This window comes from Salinispira sp. (assembly GCF_059431795.1).
Genome location: NZ_JBXWXS010000031.1, coordinates 79,736 through 99,773, shown reverse-complemented (window position 1 = coordinate 99,773; position 20,038 = coordinate 79,736). Strand labels below are relative to the sequence as shown.

Annotated in this window: 16 protein-coding genes; 2 read left to right on the top strand and 14 right to left on the bottom strand. The window is 48.6% G+C overall.

The features are described 5' to 3' along the window. Positions 1-14: 14 nt before the first annotated feature. A complete protein-coding gene (folD, locus tag AC52PS_RS10310) occupies positions 15-899 on the bottom strand; it encodes a bifunctional methylenetetrahydrofolate dehydrogenase/methenyltetrahydrofolate cyclohydrolase FolD (RefSeq protein WP_495562983.1) in 885 nt (294 codons plus the stop codon). Between the two features lie 211 nt (positions 900-1,110). On the opposite strand from folD, the gene AC52PS_RS10305 reads away from it, so the two are divergent. After that, positions 1,111-1,761, top strand: a complete 651-nt coding sequence (locus AC52PS_RS10305) for a TP0733 family outer membrane beta-barrel protein (RefSeq protein ID WP_495562982.1) — start codon at positions 1,111-1,113, stop codon at positions 1,759-1,761. A 76-nt stretch (positions 1,762-1,837) separates the two neighbouring features. Then, positions 1,838-3,124 carry a hypothetical protein gene (locus AC52PS_RS10300; RefSeq protein WP_495562981.1) on the top strand — a complete coding sequence of 429 codons (1,287 nt, stop codon included), beginning with the start codon at positions 1,838-1,840 and terminating at the stop codon, positions 3,122-3,124. A 126-nt stretch (positions 3,125-3,250) separates the two neighbouring features. Here the strand turns inward: AC52PS_RS10300 and AC52PS_RS10295 are convergent, their stop codons facing one another. The 13 genes from AC52PS_RS10295 to gap form a co-directional block, all read right to left on the bottom strand. Next, on the bottom strand, positions 3,251-8,416 hold the full coding sequence (locus tag AC52PS_RS10295) for a hypothetical protein (protein WP_495562980.1): 5,166 nt from the start codon (positions 8,414-8,416) through the stop codon (positions 3,251-3,253). A gap of 25 nt (positions 8,417-8,441) precedes the next feature. Continuing rightward, a complete protein-coding gene (locus AC52PS_RS10290) occupies positions 8,442-9,044 on the bottom strand; it encodes a phosphoribosyltransferase (protein ID WP_495562979.1) in 603 nt (200 codons plus the stop codon). A gap of 119 nt (positions 9,045-9,163) precedes the next feature. Then, positions 9,164-10,618, bottom strand: a complete 1,455-nt coding sequence (locus tag AC52PS_RS10285; RefSeq protein ID WP_495562978.1) for a Do family serine endopeptidase — start codon at positions 10,616-10,618, stop codon at positions 9,164-9,166. A 120-nt stretch (positions 10,619-10,738) separates the two neighbouring features. After that, on the bottom strand, positions 10,739-11,497 hold the full coding sequence (gene map / locus AC52PS_RS10280) for a type I methionyl aminopeptidase (RefSeq protein ID WP_495562977.1): 759 nt from the start codon (positions 11,495-11,497) through the stop codon (positions 10,739-10,741). Positions 11,498-11,518: 21 nt separating this feature from the next. Next, positions 11,519-13,237 (bottom strand): hypothetical protein, encoded by a 1,719-nt coding sequence (locus tag AC52PS_RS10275; RefSeq protein ID WP_495562976.1) that lies wholly within the window; start codon positions 13,235-13,237, stop codon positions 11,519-11,521. After that, entirely contained in the window at positions 13,230-13,640 is a 411-nt protein-coding gene (gene nusB, locus AC52PS_RS10270; protein WP_495562975.1) for a transcription antitermination factor NusB, read from the bottom strand. Before nusB ends, AC52PS_RS10275 begins: the two co-directional genes overlap by 8 nt. Positions 13,641-13,648: 8 nt before the next feature. Continuing rightward, positions 13,649-14,698 carry a peptidylprolyl isomerase gene (locus AC52PS_RS10265; protein WP_495562974.1) on the bottom strand — a complete coding sequence of 350 codons (1,050 nt, stop codon included), beginning with the start codon at positions 14,696-14,698 and terminating at the stop codon, positions 13,649-13,651. 51 nt (positions 14,699-14,749) lie between these two features. Further along, the gene (locus AC52PS_RS10260) at positions 14,750-15,568 is read right to left on the bottom strand and encodes a J domain-containing protein (RefSeq protein WP_495562973.1); all 819 of its coding nucleotides are present in this window, start codon (positions 15,566-15,568) and stop codon (positions 14,750-14,752) included. A 41-nt stretch (positions 15,569-15,609) separates the two neighbouring features. Then, on the bottom strand, positions 15,610-16,026 hold the full coding sequence (locus tag AC52PS_RS10255; RefSeq protein ID WP_495562972.1) for a hypothetical protein: 417 nt from the start codon (positions 16,024-16,026) through the stop codon (positions 15,610-15,612). Between the two features lie 247 nt (positions 16,027-16,273). After that, positions 16,274-16,609 carry a preprotein translocase subunit SecG gene (secG, locus tag AC52PS_RS10250; RefSeq protein ID WP_495562971.1) on the bottom strand — a complete coding sequence of 112 codons (336 nt, stop codon included), beginning with the start codon at positions 16,607-16,609 and terminating at the stop codon, positions 16,274-16,276. Positions 16,610-16,744: 135 nt separating this feature from the next. Then, positions 16,745-17,497 (bottom strand): triose-phosphate isomerase, encoded by a 753-nt coding sequence (gene tpiA / locus AC52PS_RS10245; protein WP_495562970.1) that lies wholly within the window; start codon positions 17,495-17,497, stop codon positions 16,745-16,747. Between the two features lie 61 nt (positions 17,498-17,558). Continuing rightward, a complete protein-coding gene (locus AC52PS_RS10240; protein ID WP_495562969.1) occupies positions 17,559-18,734 on the bottom strand; it encodes a phosphoglycerate kinase in 1,176 nt (391 codons plus the stop codon). A gap of 150 nt (positions 18,735-18,884) precedes the next feature. Beyond that, positions 18,885-19,898: a type I glyceraldehyde-3-phosphate dehydrogenase gene (gene gap, locus AC52PS_RS10235; protein ID WP_495562968.1), complete on the bottom strand. Its 1,014-nt coding sequence runs from the start codon at positions 19,896-19,898 to the stop codon at positions 18,885-18,887. Positions 19,899-20,038: the final 140 nt, after the last annotated feature.

Sequence of the window (20,038 nt, the reverse complement as noted above, 5' to 3'; positions counted from 1 at the left end):
CTCTTTTACCGGTTTTATTCAGTCATGCTACGTTTTGCAGATTGAAGGGTGTTCCACAACAGCATGGTGATGGTCATTGGACCAACTCCACCGGGAACAGGAGTGATGTACGATGCCTTTTGAGACACTTCATCGAAATCAACATCGCCGACCAGACGATACCCCCGCTTGCGGCTGCTGTCTTCCACCCGGTTCACACCAACATCTATTACAACCGCAGCTTCCCTGATCATATTTGCTGTGATCATGCCCGGTTTTCCGGCGGCGGCAATAACAATATCCGCTTCCCGGGTATGTTTGGCGATATCGGGGGTACGGCTGTGACAAACTGTTACCGTTGCGTTGCCTAAATCGCTTTTTTGCATCAGGAGATTTGCCAGGGGCTTGCCCACAATATTGCTTCTTCCCACAATTACACAATGCTTACCCTGGGGAGATACATCTATGGATTTCAATAGCTGAATAACTCCGTGGGGTGTACAGGGAAGAAACCCTTCCTGCCCGAGCATCATGTTGCCCAGACTTACCGGATGAAAGCCGTCAACATCCTTGTTGGGGGAGATGGCCTGAATGATTGTATCCGAATCGATATGGCCGGGGAGCGGAAGCTGTACTAAAATACCGTGAATTTCACTGTCGGTATTCAGCTCGTGTATAATGCTTAGAAGCTCCCCCTCACTGCAATCGGTATCCAGCCTGTAATCCCGGGAATACAGGCCGTTTTCCTTACAAGCCTTTTCCTTTCCCGCCACATAGCTTCTGCTGGCAGGATCATCCCCAACAAGGATTACCGCCAGTCCGGGAACGATCCCTTTTTCTGCCAATGCGGCAGTTTCAGATTTAATTTCGCTGCGTAATTGGGCAGCGACATGTTTTCCATCAATTATTTTTGCTTGCATAGAAAGGATGTAGCATAGCTAATAACAAATTTCAACTCGATTCGTTTTGCCTGATTATTCTCCGGATAAACCCTGTACAGATTATGTAATCAGAAACGGTCTTGGATGTTATTCACATTGAAACCCCACTTATGCTGTGCTACTATTGCACAGGTTTATTCCGGCACAATCCGGAATAAGCAGGGCGAACCTAATTTTTGGAGAGTAGTTTGTGAAATCACACCACCCCCTATACCGTTCTATATTCGTTTTTTGCATCCTTTGTATTGCTGCGCTGCCTTTGAGCGCCCAGGACCTTCCCGAAGGGGAGCCCGAAGAAGAGAGAGTTGAGATCTCCAGAGTTTTAGGAGACCAGTATCTCACTATAGGCTTGGGAACTCCCATACCTCTTTTCATTTTTGATCCCACCGGTTCTGACAGCGAATCTGCAGTCAAACCAATGAATCTTAAAATGGGAATGGCAGGCGGCCTTGGCTGGTCGGCATTCATAGGCAATAACCTGAGTCTGGGCCTGGAAGTAAACGCCTCCTACAACGCCGACCCCAACGGCGAAGGATTTTTCATCGTACCAATGGGTTTTCAGACTAATTATTTCCTTCGAAGTTTTCCCTTTGAAGTGCCACTTCACTTTGGAAGCGGACTCACCATTTCCCGATATAAAGACCTCACGAGTTTCAGTTTCATGTTGAAAGGCGGCACCGCCGTGTACTGGAATGCCACGGAAGACTGGTCGTTCGGTCTCAACCTCAATTACTGGTGGCTCCCGGAGATTTACCGGGACAACGACTCTGGTGCGCCGGCAAGCATGACGCGGTTCGGAAACTTTCTGGAAGTTACGGTTCGCGCAATGTATAATTTCTAAGGGTCTTGGCAATTTCCAAGATCGCTGATTTATGAAATTGCCTCAACGAATTTCGATAATCAAAAACGGAGTTTTTATGCGAATACATCAGAATAAAAATACATTATCCCCAGGACATTTAGTCTCAATCCTGTATGTGGTTTTTGCAAGCCTCATACTGATCTCTTCCTGCGGGAATTCAGTGGGACTGTTTTACAGCGTGGAGAATGTTGTGAAAGTCGATGAGGAAGGAAGGGATCTGCCTGATGACGCTCCTATCAGCAGTTTCACAGCCGGGAGCGAACAATATTTTATCACTACCAGCACCCTTCTCACCCGCGTAGCTGCTGCCTCGGAGAGCACCGAGACTGGGTATGCCTGGAAACAGATCACTGCTCCGGTATATGGAAGCGGTACGAGCTACGGAAACGCATTTAAAGCTGCGCTGGTAAACGGTAATCTGCTGGTCCAGTTCAACGATGATACCTCTGACGGATTGACAGCCGGCCTCTATTACAGCTCTGAAAGCGAATTGAGCTATACAGATGAAGAGATCAGTCCCGAATGGAATCCGGTATCCGCAGTAAATAATCCCGAATCAGGCGGGCGACCTGCGGGTTTCTTCATCACCGAAGCCGGTATTATTATACAGCTCCAAGAGAAAACCGAAAACGATGGAATACTCTACTATACTCTTTATGAGCTCAGTTCCGACTTCGCTACAGCCACAGAAATAGCCAGTGATCTGCCCGCACCCATTGTAGATGGGGAAACCAGCGGTACAGATACCTGGTTTATTTCCTCCTCCCGAATTTACCGCGCCGATTCAGCCGATCTCAGCACCTTCAGCAGCATTCCAGAACTGGATGCTCAAGACTCCGTTTTCGATAACGACAATCTCAAACCCCAGGATTCAAGCGGTGACCTGAAAACCTACGGTTTCAGCGGACTGGAAAGTACCGGCAGCGATATTCTGTATGTAACAAGCAGCAAAGGGTTTATTTACTCATGGAACGGCTCCTGGAGCGTCTTCAGCGATTCAGATGGTAACCCCCGTAGGTTCTCTAATCCCGACGGCGTGTACACGCGCTTCACCGATTTGCTCTATATGTCCAGTTCTCCCCTCGGCGATAATGTGCTGGCAGCTGGTTCAGAGAACGAGGGATATATATTACTCGACACGGATGAAGAGAGTGCCGTGTATTATGATGCTGAGGATGTGGAAAGCACTAATCTATATTACACAGATTTATACAAATCACATATTTCAATGCTGGTACATGATAGCCAAGGGGGCAGAAACAGTGTCTTCGCTCTTACACCGAATAATTCCCTCTGGCGTGGAAGTTCGCAGGATCAGCGTCTCATTTGGGTTCGCGAATAATATCAATTGATAATGCCCCAAAGAGTGTGGAAACAGCTGCCCAGCGCCTCTGTTGAGCGCTGATGCAAGCTATTGAAGTTTCATCCACACTCTTTGGGGCACTCTTTTTGGGGCACTCCTATAGTACTATAATCCTTGATTAATAATATTGTTGCTGAATATTACGCCCTGATTATCCAGGGTTTCCAGTTCCTGCAGCGTCTGATATCGGCCGGCCTGACGGGCGGAACTACGGAAACTGTCGGTGAATTCTTCCAGTAATACCCCCCAGTTTTCGAATGTGTTAGAAGCCACTTCCAGAGAAATATCTGAGAGTGTGCTCTGCAGCCGGATCGCTGCAGCGCTGCTGATACCCGAAAGACTGTTGTCCTGAATTAAAAAGCTACCGGCTCCGCTAATTTGAAAGGCAGTTGCAAATCCCTCTTCGCCGCTGAGTGCCAGACGATTTCCGGTAAACTCGCCGGAACTTTTTTCCAGCAATGCCAAGGTATATTCGGCCGTAATGAGACCGGTAAATTCACTCGAATGGATGGAAAGTTCTGCGGAGTTTCTCGCATGAATTGCATTTACGAAATCTCCTGCTCCCACCGCCTGAAAACTGCTCTCCTCAATGGCTAATCGCCCGCCTGTAATAAGAATTCCCTTAACCCCAAAATTGGCTTCAAGATTTAACTCCATCCTGCTGAGTTCAAGGTCCGAATTGCTGACCGCAAGAAGGCTCACAACTGCTGCATTCCTGCTGCCCTGCACAGTGCTGTCACGAAGTCGTAGCTCGGAGTTCTCCCCATACACCGCATTGGCAGTGGAACTTCCGAATCCGCTGCCCAATACTGAATTGCTGTGAAGATCCAGACTGGAGTTATAGAGATACAGGGCGATGGTATTATCGCCGGAGCCGGGCAAAATCCGACTGGAAGAAATATCCAGTTGGGATTCCTGACTGTGTATGAGAATGTAACTGGAGTGTATTCCCTCATCAAGAAAATCCGGAAGTTCTTCAGCACTTACAAGGGAATTGCTCATGCGAAGTTGGGAGTCCCGGAGTTTTATCAGCATTCCCTCTTCCAGTTCGTAACCGATAATCTGTGAATCCATCAGTGAAATTCGGGATTTTTCAGATTCAATACCCCGACTCCTTCCGGCTACGCTCATGCGTATAGCCGAAAGATCTATGGATCCGCCGCTTGAATTAATAAGACTCTCAAGATCTTTTGCAGAATCGCTGAGAAAAACTGAATCGAGAACCAGAGAACTGGCACGGGTATCGATAAGAGATTCACCCCTGAATGATTTATCTGCATAGAGGTAGCTATCTTCATCTGAATCTGACTCCCAAAAAGTATCGAAGGATCCATATATGCCCAAATTCATGGGGATACTCAATGGTGCGTCCAGCGGATAATTCCCGCTTTGCAAATAAATTTCGCTGAGATTATGCTCTCCGGCATACCCGACGGCGGTGGCAAGCCGGTTGAACGGTTCGCTTCTGCTGCCATTACCGGTTTCCGATCTTGAAGGATCCACAAAAACATTTCGCTTATCGATAATGATATTCCAGCTGCGGTCCTGTGCACTTCTGTTTCCCGCCCGGTCATAGGAATATCCGCGAATGGTGTAGAGCTTGAGTTCCCCGGGGTCAGCCTGTAATGTGAACGGCTCAGTATAGTTCTCAAATTCGCCGGGGCTCATGCTTGACGGGGCTACAAAATCCCGATCCCACTCCCGGGGTAAGTTTCCGGAATCATAGATATATGAACGAAGCTGGTACACAACCTGGCCCTCATTCTCTACAGACATCCGAATGTTCTGATCCTCGTGGAGATATTCCTGTGTAGAAAGCCCGGAAATGGCCGGTGGAAGAGGCGGGGTTTTGTCCAGCGTAAAACTGAACTGAAGCTCCCGGCTGGGTTCATATCCTGGTATGAATTGACGCAGGCGAATGCGATATTGCACTGTTTCACCTTCGGCGGCCTGGAAATCGAGCCGGGAATTCCAGATGGTTGAACGCTGGTCTACTGCCTCGGGATCAGTTCCGTCGGAGCTGATTTCATAGCGGACGATCCCGTCGGAAGACGGATAGACCTGAATGCTCTGGGAAGATGTGTAGACAGCTCCATCCTGTATACCGGACACCTTCGGAACAGCTGCGATCTGAAGTCGCGGAAGCACCCGCTCCTGTATACGGCTTCGGTTTCCTGCATTGTCCACCGCTCGGTAAAGCAGACGCATTCGTGAGAAATCGTCGGGAATTTGCCATTCAAACGGCGCTTCATAGGGGGAAAATTCATCGGCAGTTCTGTCCAATCCCGATACCAACGCATACTCTATCTTGTTTTCATCCGCAGTAGCCCAGCTGATCTTTCCACTATTGCCGTCTCTGCTGATTTCCGGCTCAGGAGGAGGATCGGGGTTCTCTTTGTCGATGGTAAACTCAAAGCTGTTACTTACCTCTCCAAGATTACCAGCAGAATCCCTGCTGCGAAAAAGGAGCGTGTAGGTTAATTCACTTCCCGGAACTCCCTGCAATTCCAAGCTCTTTCCCGAACGACTTGATGCAGTACCGGGCACTGGAGGAGTTCCGTCTCTACTCAATTCATACAGTACTGACTCATCCGATTCGAATTCAATGCGTAAATTGTCGGAACTTCGAAAAATATATTGACCCAGCTGTTGCTTGATTACTTCGCCCTGTCGGTAGATTCTCAATCCAGGCAGTTCCGGCTTTTCCCGGTCAAGGGCAAAGCTGATTTCCACCGGTTCACTGGTATTACCCGCCGGATCAACCGATTGAGCCCGCAGCTCATATATTATACGCCGTCCATCTACTCCGGGAAGTGTAACCGGACCGGCATACACGCTTTCAGGCTCAATGGACTGTTCAGCGTCTTTTCTTCGAATTTTGTAAATAATTCGATTGCCCTCATCTGAGCTGAGTCGGAACTCCAGCGTTTGGCCGTACTCCACACCCTCATCCACACCGCTTACTTCCGGGGGTGAAGGAGGAATCGTATCGTATCGAATGTCGAACCGGCTCTCAGAACCCCGTAATGAGGGATTCCCCTGGGAAACGGGTAAAACGCGTATACTAATTTGCTCATCGCTTCGGTCCGGTGAAATACGCAGCTGCAGGCTGCGCAACGTCCAGGGACTCTCCGTATCCGGGGGTTCTGCCTGGCGGCCGTTTCTCCCTACGCTGTAATAATAGCGGACTCCCGGCTCCGGCCGGTGAATGTCCAATTCAATGGGGTTTTCAGAAACAGCTGCACCCGGGATTGCTCCGACAATTTCCGCAGAAGAAGGTTCACGCCGATGTACAGGTACTATTCCGCTTCTATTGATCCCTATGCTGCCATTTTCATGGTGAGAGCGTGCTTCAATAATAAAATTAATATTGCTGCCTTCAGAGACAGGCAGACTAAAAGGCGAATCGTACTTTCGAAAGGAACCGCTCACCGTTTCATCCGGCTCATCCCCTTTGAAAGTATCGGGCTTTAAAGGATCGGGAATTCGGATCGCCCGGTAGTCCAACTTCAGTATCTCATGATTTTCCTGGGCTGTAATTGAAATCTGCTCACCATCTATTCCAATACGTGGACCGATGTTGTGTCCCTCCGAGAGATTCAGATTCCTGGACAATATCTCCTGAGATTCCGTACCGGAAGAACTGTAGCGTGTAATCAACATCTCCCGGTCAGCCGCGGATCCGGGAAGCAAAGGAAGCTCCAACGATGTATCCGCAGGAATCAAACCTGTTCTAAACTCCCCTGAAGAAAAGCTCAGCCGATACCCTGAAGACCCGGCAGCAGTCTGTCCTGACAAAACAGGGTTGAGGGTGATTTGATTATCTTCTCTGGCTTCAGTGATTTCCAGGCTGTAATCCGGAGGGGAGGAAATACTCAGATCCCGCGCATATACTTCGCTCCAGGAGCTTTCATTTTTCCGTGCCTGAATACGGAGCTGTATTTCTGTCCTGTCACCGGGCAAGAGAATTTCTTCGTCAAGAAATATTTCTTTAAGGTTTCCATCACTTTCGGCAGAGGGGGCACTGCCGTCCAGTGTATAAAAAAGCCGTATCCCGGGTTCGTTTTGGGTACTGCTGCGTATGCGCAGACGCCTTGAAACAGTAGCTGTCTCAGAAACGGAAACAAAATCATCATGCGCCTGATTGAAATAAAGCAGATCCAGTGCAGGAAGACGGGGCCGACGTCCATCGAGAAGAAAAAGATAGCGGTATTCACGGTTGTCCCTGCTGTCAAGAATTCGCAACGGCAAAGCCCGGAGGCTTCCTTCCTGGGGCCTTATGCGGAGTGGGCGGTCAAGAGGACTGTCAAAGCGGCTCACTTCATTCCGATCATCTGCACGGTAGAATAATCCGCTGCGGACCGCAGGAACCTGTAATGGTCTGGAAACAGACCCCTGCTCAAGACTTCCATAGTTTCCGTCAGCTGCAGAAAAAACAATATCTTTATGAAGGTGCTCACCATTATGGGTAGTACCGTGTATTCTGAGACGGATATCATTTCCGGCGGGCAAAAGAACCGGATTGGAGTAGCTGCGTCCACCCAGTCGGGGATCTTTTCCGTCCAGAGTGTAAGTTAAAGCTGAGAAGCCTCTATCATCAATGTAGAGCAGTTGGCGATTTGCAAAATCCCCGGGAACCGGACTTACAATGGGAATTGCATCCGCTTCGATTTCCTGCCGCCGATCAATTTCTATCCTGAAATCAGAAGGCTGAGACCTGTTTCCCGCTTCATCCAGGGCGTATACTCTGATTGCATATGGTGTAAACTTTCCACTTGTTCCATCAAGTTTGAAGTGCTCCCCTTCGTTCAACCGAAGTTCCCTGCGGCTCGCCCCCGAACTAATCGTTACTTCAAATTCTTCAGCGTCAGAAGCCAATGGAGAGAATTCACCTCGTCTCATGTATCTTCCTGCCGGGCGATCCAGCCTGACGGGACCCGGAGGTATTTTATCAATGGTATATTGAATAAATTCTCTTCGGATCACTTTGTCATCTCGGACCAGCAGCAACTCAATTTCATAGCGGTACTGGGTGTTCTCCGGTGTGCGAAGTACCAGCGGATCAGTATAGCGCGCAAAATCTGATTGCCCGGCAGAGGTATACCTGAACAGAATATCGCTGAAATCCAGTTCAGGTTGAATTTGAAGAATTACATCCCGTGAATAACGACCCGGCGGAGATGACAGCCCCAGCTCCTGGCTCGGATTCTGGGCAAGCAGATGGAGAGAAAAGAAAAGACAAAAAATAATGCACAATACCCAGCGCTTCACCCAATTCCTCCATGAATCACTTCGTTCAGCTGTTCAGATTTTTCAGGATTCCGGCCACCTCTGGATCCTGGGAATAATGGCTTTCAATTTCTTCCCCAGTAAGGCCAACCAGTTCATGACTGAGATAATGAACCCAGTTATCCTCCTGGGGGCTATTCATTTCGATTTTACGGCAATAATATTCAGGGTGGATTGCCAGCTGCTCTTTCTGAAAGTTGCGGATTTTATAATCATGGACTGCAATCCGAACATCATTCCGGGGAACTCCATTGGCAACTATGACCTCAACCAGATAATTAATGGTCCGTCCAGAATCAAAAATATCATCTACGATCAGGACCTTGTCCCCGTGGCGGAGATGCTGTGGATCATAGGTCCAGCCATCGATGCGGATATGCTGTTGCTGCTGCACCCCCGTATAAGAATGTGCTACGACGGCGGCATAAAATACCGGACGCTCATCATCCCTTCGGACCAATTTAAAATATTCGCTGATTACGTTTCCGAGATACGCTCCGCCCCGGAGGCTGACATAGATCACATCGGGGATAAATCCATCCTGATGAATCCGATGTGCCAGTTTGATGGCATTGTCGCGGATTTTTCTGTAGCTGATAAACTCTTTCAATCTTTTCCTCTATGGCTGCAACCACGGTTGCGGATTTCCCAAGCCGGGATGAATTGGACAGCCCGGCATTTTGAGAATACCGGGCTGTATGTGCTTACTAAACTATACTACAAAGCGGTTTATTTTACGATAGTCACTTTCAGTTCAACACCTTCCCGCCAGTAACTGATTTCGGTTTCTCCTTCCGATTGACCGAGTGCTTCGTAAAACTCCACAAGATTTGAAACCGGGCTTTCGTTCACAGCGGTGACAATATCTCCGGCAGAAAGACCTGCTATGGCGGAGGGTGTACGGGGGATGACCTGACTTACTATGACGCCCTGCAAATCAGAAATCTCTTCAATTTGTTCACGAATTTCATCGGTTAAGGGGTATACGGAGAAGCCCGGGTAAAGATCTCGTGACTGCCCGGCTATCTCTTCCTCGGTATCCCTGGAAGTAATCTCAACCTGGAGGTTTATCTGTTCACCATTGCGGATAAGCTGAAATTCGGCGGTTTCACCGGCAATAAGATCTCCCACTTCCCGAACAAGGGCGTCTGAACTGGAAATATCCATTCCATTGATTGAGGTAATGAAGTCACCGGGCTGCAGACTGGATCGTCCCGCGGGAGAGTTCTGATACACTGAGTTGATTAAGGCCCCGTTGGTATTTTCAATATCCAGACCTTCGGCTATGGTTTCATCAATTGAAATGATGCTTACGCCAAGCCAACCGTATTCCACCATTCCCTGCTCGATAAAATCATCCACAGCTCTCTTCACATTATTGATGGGAATAGAAAATCCCAATCCGATGCTGCCTCCTGTCTGTGAGCTGATCCAGGTATTAATTCCAACCACTTCTCCGTAAATATTGACCAGTGCACCACCGGAGTTACCCCGGTTTATTGCCGCATCAGTCTGGATGAAATCGCTGATATTCCCTTGAGGTCCGCCGGTTCTGCCCACAGCAGAAACAATTCCCGCGGTAACAGTTGATTGAAAACCCAGAGGAGAGCCCATGGCTAACACCCAGTCACCCACCTGAAGAGTGTCCGAATCGCCCAGAGTGGCAATGACAATATCCCGCTCTCTGGATGTAAATTCCACAAGAGCTAAATCTTTGCGTTCGTCCCTTCCGACCAGACTGGCAACATATGATCGGCCATCATCCAGACGAATGGTGATCTCTTCCGCGTCACCCACCACATGTGCGTTGGTGAGCACATAATAACTGTTGCCGTCCCTGCGAACAATTATTCCCGACCCGAGACCTTCGCTGCGGAATTCCCGGTCCTGTTCTCCCTCTTCGCCGTCAGGGCTAAAGAAGAAATCGAAAAAAGGGATGCCATTCTCCCCCCGGGGAACTTGCACATTCCGCACTTCAACCACATCTACTCTCACAACTGCCGGGAGTACTGCCTGAATGACTGAACGGAAGGAGTTCTGCATTTCCTCCATATCCATCACAGCCGGTGCGGAAACTCTTACCGGAGCTTCCTGGCTACTTGAGGGTTCGCCGGTGGAATTACAAGCACTGAAAAGAAGTAGCGCCGCTATACCTGCAAAAAGAATCTTGTTGTGAATTTTCATACCTTCCTCCTGAATTACATCTCTAACCAATTCTACGTGTAACGAAATCGTCAGCTCAATAAAAAATCGCCCTTCATAGGGTACTCATCTGGCTTCTCTGCCGTCTCCAATGCTGAGTTCTCATCTGGCTTCTCGGCGGAGGGTGAGAATCTCTGTATGATCTTCATGGATGGCAATAGTGTGTTCGAAATGTGCGGATATGCTCCGGTCTCTGGTTTCAACCGTCCAATCATCATCCTGAACGTATACGGAATCTCCACCCATATTGATCATAGGTTCAATGGCAATTACCATTCCCGGTTTGAGCCTGGGATTGGGACCGCTGCCGGGATAATTGGGGACGCTGGGTTCCTCATGAACGTCCAGTCCTACACCGTGTCCAGAGTACTCTCGGACAACTCCGTAGCCCTTGGGTTTACAGTGTTTATACACGGCCCGGGATATATCCTTGATTCTATTTCCGTATACTGCGGCTTCAATCCCTTTATACAGACTTTCTTCGGTGGTCTTCAGGAGTGCAGTAACTTCTTCCGAGATGGATCCCACGGCAAATGTGTAGGCACTGTCACTGATATACCCGTTCAGATTAATTCCGCAATCGATGGAAATTACATCCCCCTCTTCCAACGGATTGGTGTTGGGTATTCCGTGAATAACCTGGGAATTCACCGACGTACACAGAGCTGCGGGAAAGCCGCCGTATCCCAGAAATGCTGGAGTCCCGCCGTGATCTGAAATAAATGTACGGGCCATGCGATCGAGTTCCTTAGGGCTAACCCCCGGCTGTATTTCCGGTTCTAGAACATCAAAAAGGTCGGCGAGGAGCCGACAGGATATGCGGATACCTTCAAGCTGTTCACGGTTCTTTATCTTTATCATATATTCCTCATGTCTAAAGTATTATCTGCGTTGGGTTTGAGCAAACATTTCTTCGAGCCTGGGCATCAATATGTGTCTGCTTTTTAGTGCATGAAGTTCATTCATTAGCTCCCGGGCTTCATCTATTTGCTCATTCAGTAGATAGGAAAGTGTCAAATACACCAGAATTTCCCGGTATTCCTTTGTGTACAACAATGCGTTGTTTCCTGCGGTATAGCCTGATCGGGTCAGGATCTGAGACCTGCTCAGGCGAAAATAATTCTGTGCAGCCCTGGGAGTCTGCCGGGATAATTCCAGCCGTCCCAGGTTGAACGAAGCGGCATAACTCCCTGCATCCGAGGCAGCCTGCAAATAATCCCTGGCTGCATCCTCTTCACCATTGAGAAAATGGAGAAATCCGCGATATAGATTGATATCCCGGTCAACTGCAGTTGAGTTTAATGTGATAAGCTGATCAATCTCTCTGCGGTGATCATGAATACTCAGAAAATACAGAAGAAGATTTCTCAGCTCCGTATCATCGGGATGTTGATTGTACAAATCCCAAAAGAAATTAATTCCGTCCTCTATGGCGAAATCCCCGGTTTCGCTCAGATATCGATCTAAAATTACAAGTATATCCGAACGATAAGAACCGGGAAGGTTTCTGAAATAAAATATATTGAGATCTTTAAAATCCTGATTTTCCATGCGGGCACCGGTGCTGCTGAGAAGCCCGCTGAGCACCTCTGAGCCCGGATAGGCCTCAGCAGCCCGTTCTCTCAGATCGGTTCCCGCCACTCTGCCGCCGGGCAGCACTCCATGTGCATGCTCCAGGGCGATGAGGTTCTCATAGACTCCGGACCCCGGATCGTTAGAATTCAGAGCAAGCATTTCCAGCACTCCGTAACTCTTTGCCGGTTCACCGCTGAAAAAGTAGAGGTCGGCCAGCATACGATCGACCTCAGAGCTTACGGGATCATTTTTTGAACGTACCAAAGTGGAAAGCTCGCCCCCGCGAGTGAACAATCCGGCGTCATAGGCAAGTCGGGTAAGCAGTAACGCCTCACCCCGGGATGCAAGCAGCTCCTTCCTGGCATATGCGATTTCAAAAGCTTTATCAACATCTCCCAAAGCTGCATACATGAGCACTGCATTCACAAAATATCTATGATCGCCGGTAAGCAGACCTGCCTGATACATGGCTTGGGGATCCGCCATGGCCTGGGGAGTGAGTGGAAGGATAGAATCTTCAAGAAAAGGTGTTCCGCCCAGACTTCCGGGATTAATCCCTCCCCGCAGATATGCCTCGATCTTCAGCTGCACAAAACGGTCTGAATCCAACCCCAGGGCCTTGGCGGCTGCGGCCTGGAATTCTTCCTGTTCGAGGAGATAGTTCACATACAGTGCCAGAAGCGGCTGATTTCCAGGGAATTTAGACTGACCTTTTCTGATTACTTCCCCGGGGAAACCGTCTGCAATTCCCAGCTCTTTCAGCTGTTCTCCCCGCTTGATAATCCGGAGAAAATCTACTGAACTGCGGGATGCGGATAATGCGGCCTTTAGCTTCTGAAGGGCCGCATCATAGCGTTCTTCTTCCAAATATATATCGCTTTGGATTAAATTTTCCCGATAGGCTGCGCTGCTTCGCATAGTGAGCAGCCGGGTTGTGACAATTGTGAGAATCAGAGCTGAGAAGATCAGCGATAACAGCGTAATGCTCCGCCGATGCCTGTCTATCCAGTCCCGTAAATCAGCCATGTTCCTTTCTGATGGCGTCCAGGACGCCGTTGATTATTTTGAAAGTTTGATCTGAACCGAAATCTTTGGCAATTTCCACGGCTTCATTGATAATAATTTGGGCAGGTGTATCGCCGGTATACACTAATTCATAGCAGCCCAGGCGCATTATTCCCAGATCGAGTTTATTGAGCCGTTCAAATTCCCAATGATTTAAATGTTTTTTAATTTGATCATCGATTTCCACAAGATGCTCCACCACACCATGAAGGAGCATTCGGGAAAACAAAAGTTTCTCGTCCCGGTCGTTTCCCTGGTATTCGTACCACGGGAAATCAAGGAGACTCCCCATGTCACGCTGATTGAACTCCTGACTGTACAGGGCCTGGATTACCAGGACCCTGCTTTTCCGCCTTGAGAGCATGCTACCACCTACCAGGAAATATTATTTTCGACGATACGAATTTCGGCTTCGCTGCGAAGATCTGAAATAATCTCATCCAGAGCCTGCTGTATGGCAGCCTGTTGTTTCTGATTCATGATGTACTGGGTTATCTGCTGGCGTACAGTGAGCTTCTGCCCGGGAAGCAGGGGATCATCAATATCCAGGAGCCTTGGTCGGCGCCGATCGGTGATTTTAACGATATGAAACCCGATGGAAGACTCCAGAACCCCTGAGAGTTCATTCTGCTGGAGAGCAAGTACATTCCGTACAAACTGTTGACCCAGAACCTGAACTGCATTGGGATCACCGTTAATTACATATCCAAAATCCCCTCCGGTGTAGCTTGCATCATCGAGACTTTCACGCACAATGGCATCAAATTCCTGGGTTCCTCCGTTTCGCACCCTGCGGGCAAAGCGGTCGATTTTCTCCCGTGCATCGGCGGTTTCGGCATCGCTCATCTGCCGTGTATCAATAAAAATATGAGTGAAGCCGCTCATTGCAGGAGAGAGGAAACTCTGGGCGTTCTCTTCGTACACAGAATTGATTTCCTGGTCGGTTGGTGCAGCTAGATTCTGCAGTAACTGGGGTTTGGCGGCACCGATGTATTTTTCCTGGATGATCCGGCGTTCAAGCTGAGCGGTATACTCATCCCAGCTCATGCCCGTCTGTTGCTCAACCATTTGACGGAACCGGGCATCATCTACCTGAACTCCCATACTAGATTTCTGCATTTGCACCGCGTTGGATAACTCATTATCACTCACAGTGAGCCCTTCCCTGTCCGCGGCCTGATTAATAAGAATGCTATTTATCCGGGACTGAAAGATTTCCTCTTTCTGCTGGGCGTTAAGATTTCCCTGGAATTGCTGTTCCAGCATTGCAAATTGGTCGTCCATCTCACTCTGGCTCACCACTTCTGTTTCTGTGAGGCGGACTGTGGCTAAGGTCTTGTCCAGCAGCTGTGCAGTCAGCTGAAATGTGGAAAAAACCGTCAGTATGAGGACTGATGAAATGATTCTTCGTCTGTTAATCATAGTATCACCTAAATAATAAATTTTACCTCCGGATAGTGTTTTCCGGGGTAATTATGAGTTGAACCCTCTTCGGGAAAGCCGGCTTTCAAGACCGCGTATTCCCTGAATCTTCGGGTTCATCTTCTTGGCTTCGCTGAGAAAAAATCGTGCCTTCCGTTTATCCGCAGCGGCAAGATGCAATTCAGCGAGCTTTTTCATGTATACAGCCCGCTCCTTCATTGCCAAGGGAAGCTGGGCCATCTTTAATACAAAATCAATGTGCACCAATGTGGTTACATTACCGGTCATTTTTTGGGTCACCAGAACTCGCATCCGATCCAGGACTTCCTGAAAAAAATGCCGGAAATAGGGACGCTCAAGTTCAAAATCGATGAGCGTTTTAAAGATGTTAAACGCTGCAGGGTAATCGCCATTATCCTCGTATTCCTCCGCAAGAAGGAAACTGCAATCCATGAAATCTTCCCTGTCCAGATGCATACTGAGATCAAAGTCCTTCTCCCGGACGAGGGTATCGTATAAATCCACCGCCTCACGTTCGTGTGCATGAAGAAGGTCAAAAAAAATCAGTTTTCCCTGAGAGTCCAGATCATCTTCCCGGGAAAGGAGAAAATCCCGATAATCGAAGCCGCCGGAGGGAAACACCTGTTTATACCGGATATCATACTCTCTCCGGAGACCTTGATCAATGAGGGTTTCGTAGGCGCTGAGGAGTTCACGCATTGCTGCCAATGCTTTGGGGGAACTGTTCCCGGTGTCCGGGTGTATCTCTTTAGCTCTTCTGCGGAACGCCCGTTTAATACCCTGGCTGTCCGCATCAGGATCTATCTGGAGAAGTTTATAATAATCTGGGAATCCGTCTACATAATCCATGACATCCGCGTCTTTGTATCAGCCGGCTGAAAAATCAGGAATCAATGCTGAACCACAAGTTTCTTTCCGATTTCCTCGGCCAAGGCTTCATCGCCGATCACCTCGGAAAACTTGAGAAACATTCCCTCGCCTTCCATTACTGACATAAGCCTGTTCAGGGACTTTGCGGCAAATAAGGGTTTCGGTAAAATATATCCGAAACAGCGTTTGCCCGCCACCATGCCCGAATTTTTCAGAAAATCGCCCACCTGGCGGGGAAGCTTTTGGTTGAAGAGACCGGGAACTTCAGTTCCGAATGCTATGTATTGATAAATGGTGAGTTTACTGTTTACGTCCATTCCGGCGTCAATTAAATCGACCTGAAATCCCTGTGATTCCAGACCTTTGGCAAGCGCTTTGCTGACTTTCAGAATTTTGTCCCGATTTTTTACGGGATAAAAGACCACTGCTACTCTCATATGTACGTCTCCTGAAGGCTGTACTCCATGTAATCAGCGGGGCGGCCATTTCAAAAATCGCGGACTTTCAAAACCACCGGTACCATTGGAACCAGTAAATATATATAGTATATATTTACGTTTTGACCCCCAAAGAAAAGACCGTTCAATACACGAGTAATGAACAATCATTTAGAGTATACACGAAAAAAGGGGGAAAAAGAAGAGAACTGCCCTGCCGGAGGCGATCCGGCGGGCAAAGAACTGATTACTCGCCGTCTTCATCGCCTTCGGGAGTCGTCCACCATTCAGTGCTGGTTTCTTCCCGTTCCGCCTGAAGCGCTGCGGCTTCAATATCGCTGGTGTCCGGGCTGCGGTTAACCCATGCAAGCCCCAGACTGCTGAGAAGAAAAATGACACCGAGAAGGGTTGTAGTTCTGGTGAGAAAATTGCCTTTTCTGTTTCCGATCTGTCCTGACATTCCGCCGCCGCCGAATATACCGCCCAGACCTTCTCCCTGTTCATCCTGAAGGAGTACAACAATGAGCAGGAGAATTGCAGAAATAGCAAAAATAACCAGAAGAAGAACTGATAATGCTGCCATAGATTTTATCCTTATCCTGAAAATAAAAATCGGGGGTGACTGAAATGGAGGCGTGAACAGCTACATCCGTAAAAAACGGACTGTCAGCGCCTCACTTTTTAGTCACCCCCGCATAATGCTTTTTACGGCAGGGTATTATGTATCAAATTTTGCGATGGCTGTAAAGTCCTCAACTTTGAGACTTGCGCCGCCCACAAGAGCTCCGTCAATATTAGGCTTAGCCATGAGCTCTTTTACATTGCCGGGTTTTACCGATCCGCCGTACTGAATAATCATGGATTCCGCTGCATCGTTTGAATAAATCTGGGCAAGCACCTTTCGGATAAACGCGTGTACATCGTCCGCATCCTGGGGAGTTGCAGTCTTACCGGTACCGATGGCCCAAACCGGCTCATAGGCAATCGTCACCTTGCTCAGAGCAGATGCTGATACTTCCTTCAGCCCTTCAACCGTCTGGGTGCGCACCACTTCTTCCAGCCTGCCGCCTTCCCGTTCCTCAAGAGTTTCACCAACACAGAGGATCACTTCGAACCCGTGCTTCAATGCCAGCTGCAGCTTCTCGTTAATAAACGCATCAGTTTCACCGTAAATTGCACGGCGCTCGGAATGTCCCAGTATCACAACATCCACGCCCGCATCCTTCAGCATTTCGGGGCTGACTTCTCCGGTATGGGCTCCGGATTCGGCATTTGACATGTTTTGTGAACCAACCAGGATATTGCTGTCTTTCAGCTCTTCGGCAACACCGGGAATTGCAATGAAGCTGGGTGCAACCATCAGTTTGTGACCGGCACCTTTGAGGGATGCCTTTAGTTCCCCTGCAAAGCTTTTTGCTTGAGAGGGTGTTTTATTCATTTTCCAGTTACCTGCAAGGAAATAATTTCTCATTCTTTTCTCCTGTAATTTTGATCTTCTTGATTGCTTGCCCGGAAACCGGGCTGCGGCCCGGTTACTTTAGAGCTGCAATTCCCGGCAGATCCTTGCCTTCCAGAAACTCAAGACTTGCGCCTCCGCCGGTAGAAACATGGCTCATCCGGTCTGCCAGCTTAAACTTGTTGGCTGCAGCCACTGAATCTCCGCCTCCAACCACACTTACCGCTGATGATTCGGCGATGGCCCGGGCAACTTCTTCGGTACCCTTCGCGAAAGCATCGAATTCAAATACGCCCATGGGACCGTTCCACACAATGGACTTGGCCTTGGCGATCACTTCCTTACATTTTGCGATACTTTTGGGACCGATATCCATTGCGATTTTACCTGAAGGTACGTTTACATCGTCCACCGGTTCGGGTGCTGCGTCTTCCTTAAAATCGGATGCAACAACATGGTCAACGGGGAGAATCACTTCAACACCTGCTTTTTCCGCCTGACTCAAAAGCGATTTCGCCGTTTCCAGGTATTCCTCTTCAAGAAGAGAATTTCCAATCTCCTTGCCCTGAGCCTTCAGAAAGGTGTAGGTCATACCTCCGCCGATAATAAGGGAGCTGCATTTGGGAAGCAGACTTTCCAAAACACCGATTTTGGAAGATACCTTCGCTCCTCCGACAACCGCAACCATGGGCTGTTCGGGAGATGTAACGAAGGGTTCCATGAATTTCACTTCCTTTTCGATAAGAAGCCCTGCATACGCCGGCATTTTATGAGCAAGGCCTTCTGTTGAGGCATGCGCCCGATGGGCTGTTCCGAAAGCATCGTTTACGAAAACTTCGCCGAAATTGGCCAGTTCGGATACAAAAGCGGGGTCATTCTTTTCCTCTCCGGCATACCAGCGCACATTTTCCAGAAGAAGTACTTCACCGGGCTTCAGTGCTGACACCATGCTTTCCACCTCGCTTCCGATAACATCCGGAGCGATTTTAACTTCCTTGTTCAGAAGTTCCGCAAGCCGGCGGGCAACGGGAGCCAGACTTAATTCGGGCTTCTTCTCGCCCTTGGGACGGCCCAGATGACTCATGAGTACAAGTGATGCATCCTTCGCCAGGATAGCTTCTATGGTGGGAAGGGCTGCGCGGATGCGGGTATCGTCTGTTACGACTCCGTCTTTCAGGGGAACGTTGAAATCCACCCTGGAGAGAACTTTCTTTCCTTTCAGATCGGCATCATTGATTGTTTTTACTGCCATGGGATTACCTCTTTATGAAAAATTTGGGGATACAGCGGTGGTTGCGCTGCATTGAATGTACCGCAGAATACTCTGCGAGACCTCCAATGCATTTTCCAATATGAAAATCAGAAAAAAAGGCCGGCATGAAGATATGCCGGCCTTGGTTCTTTAGAGATAGTTTTCAAGTTTGATGGCAAGGTCGACTACACGGTTGGAGTAACCCCACTCGTTGTCGTACCAGCTGAGAACTTTCACTTTATTTGCGCCAATAACCATGGTGCTCTGGGCATCGATGATGGAGGAATGGGCGTTGTGAATGATGTCCACAGAAACGATGGGATCTTCGGTGTACTCAAGAATTCCCTTCATGGGTCCGTCTGCTGCCTTCTTGAATGCAGCGTTCACTTCTTCAGCGGTCACATCTTTTTTAAGAGTTGCAACCAGGTCGGTGATGGATCCAGTGGGTGTGGGTACACGCATTGCCAGACCATTAAGTTTTCCGTTCAGGTCGGGCATAACCTTGCCTACAGCCTTAGCAGCACCTGTAGTGGTGGGAATGATGGATACCGCAGCAGACCGTGCACGGCGGAGATCCGCGTGAGGTCCGTCCAGGATGCTCTGGTCGTTGGTATAGCTGTGGATGGTGGTCATGAGACCATCTTCAATTCCAAAGGAATCGTGAAGAACCTTCGCCATGGGTGCCAGACAGTTGGTTGTACAGGAGGCGTTGGAAATGTAGGTATCTTCTTTTCTCAGATCATCATCGTTCACACCCAGTACGATTGTGTTATCTATCTCATCCTTGGCGGGAACGGTAAGAATAACTTTTTTTGCAGGATATTTGGCGTTCTTGATGTGATCGCCGTATCCACCCTTGGGGCTTTCCTTTGAGCGGAAAATACCGGTTGACTCAACAACCACATCAGGAGCGGCTCCCCAGGGAATATTTGCGGGATTGCGTTCTGCGCTTACTGTGTACTTGGTTCCGTCTACAATAATATGGCTGTCATCGTAGCTTACTTCACCGGGAAATTTTCCCTGTGTTGAATCGTACTTGAGCAAGTGAGCAAGAGTCTTGGTATCGGTAAGATCATTGATACCTACAACTTTTACACCCTTCTCAAGGGCGATTTTAAAAACATTGCGGCCAATACGGCCGAAACCGTTAATTGCGAGTTTCATTATCGGTCCCCCTGTAAAATTAATAATGGTGGTGTATTTTCATTGCCTGTTATGCAAGAAATGTGCACCCAGTCAATGAATAGAATTCACGAATAGTTTAATGAATTTATAAAACTTATACAAGAGCCATATCGATAAAA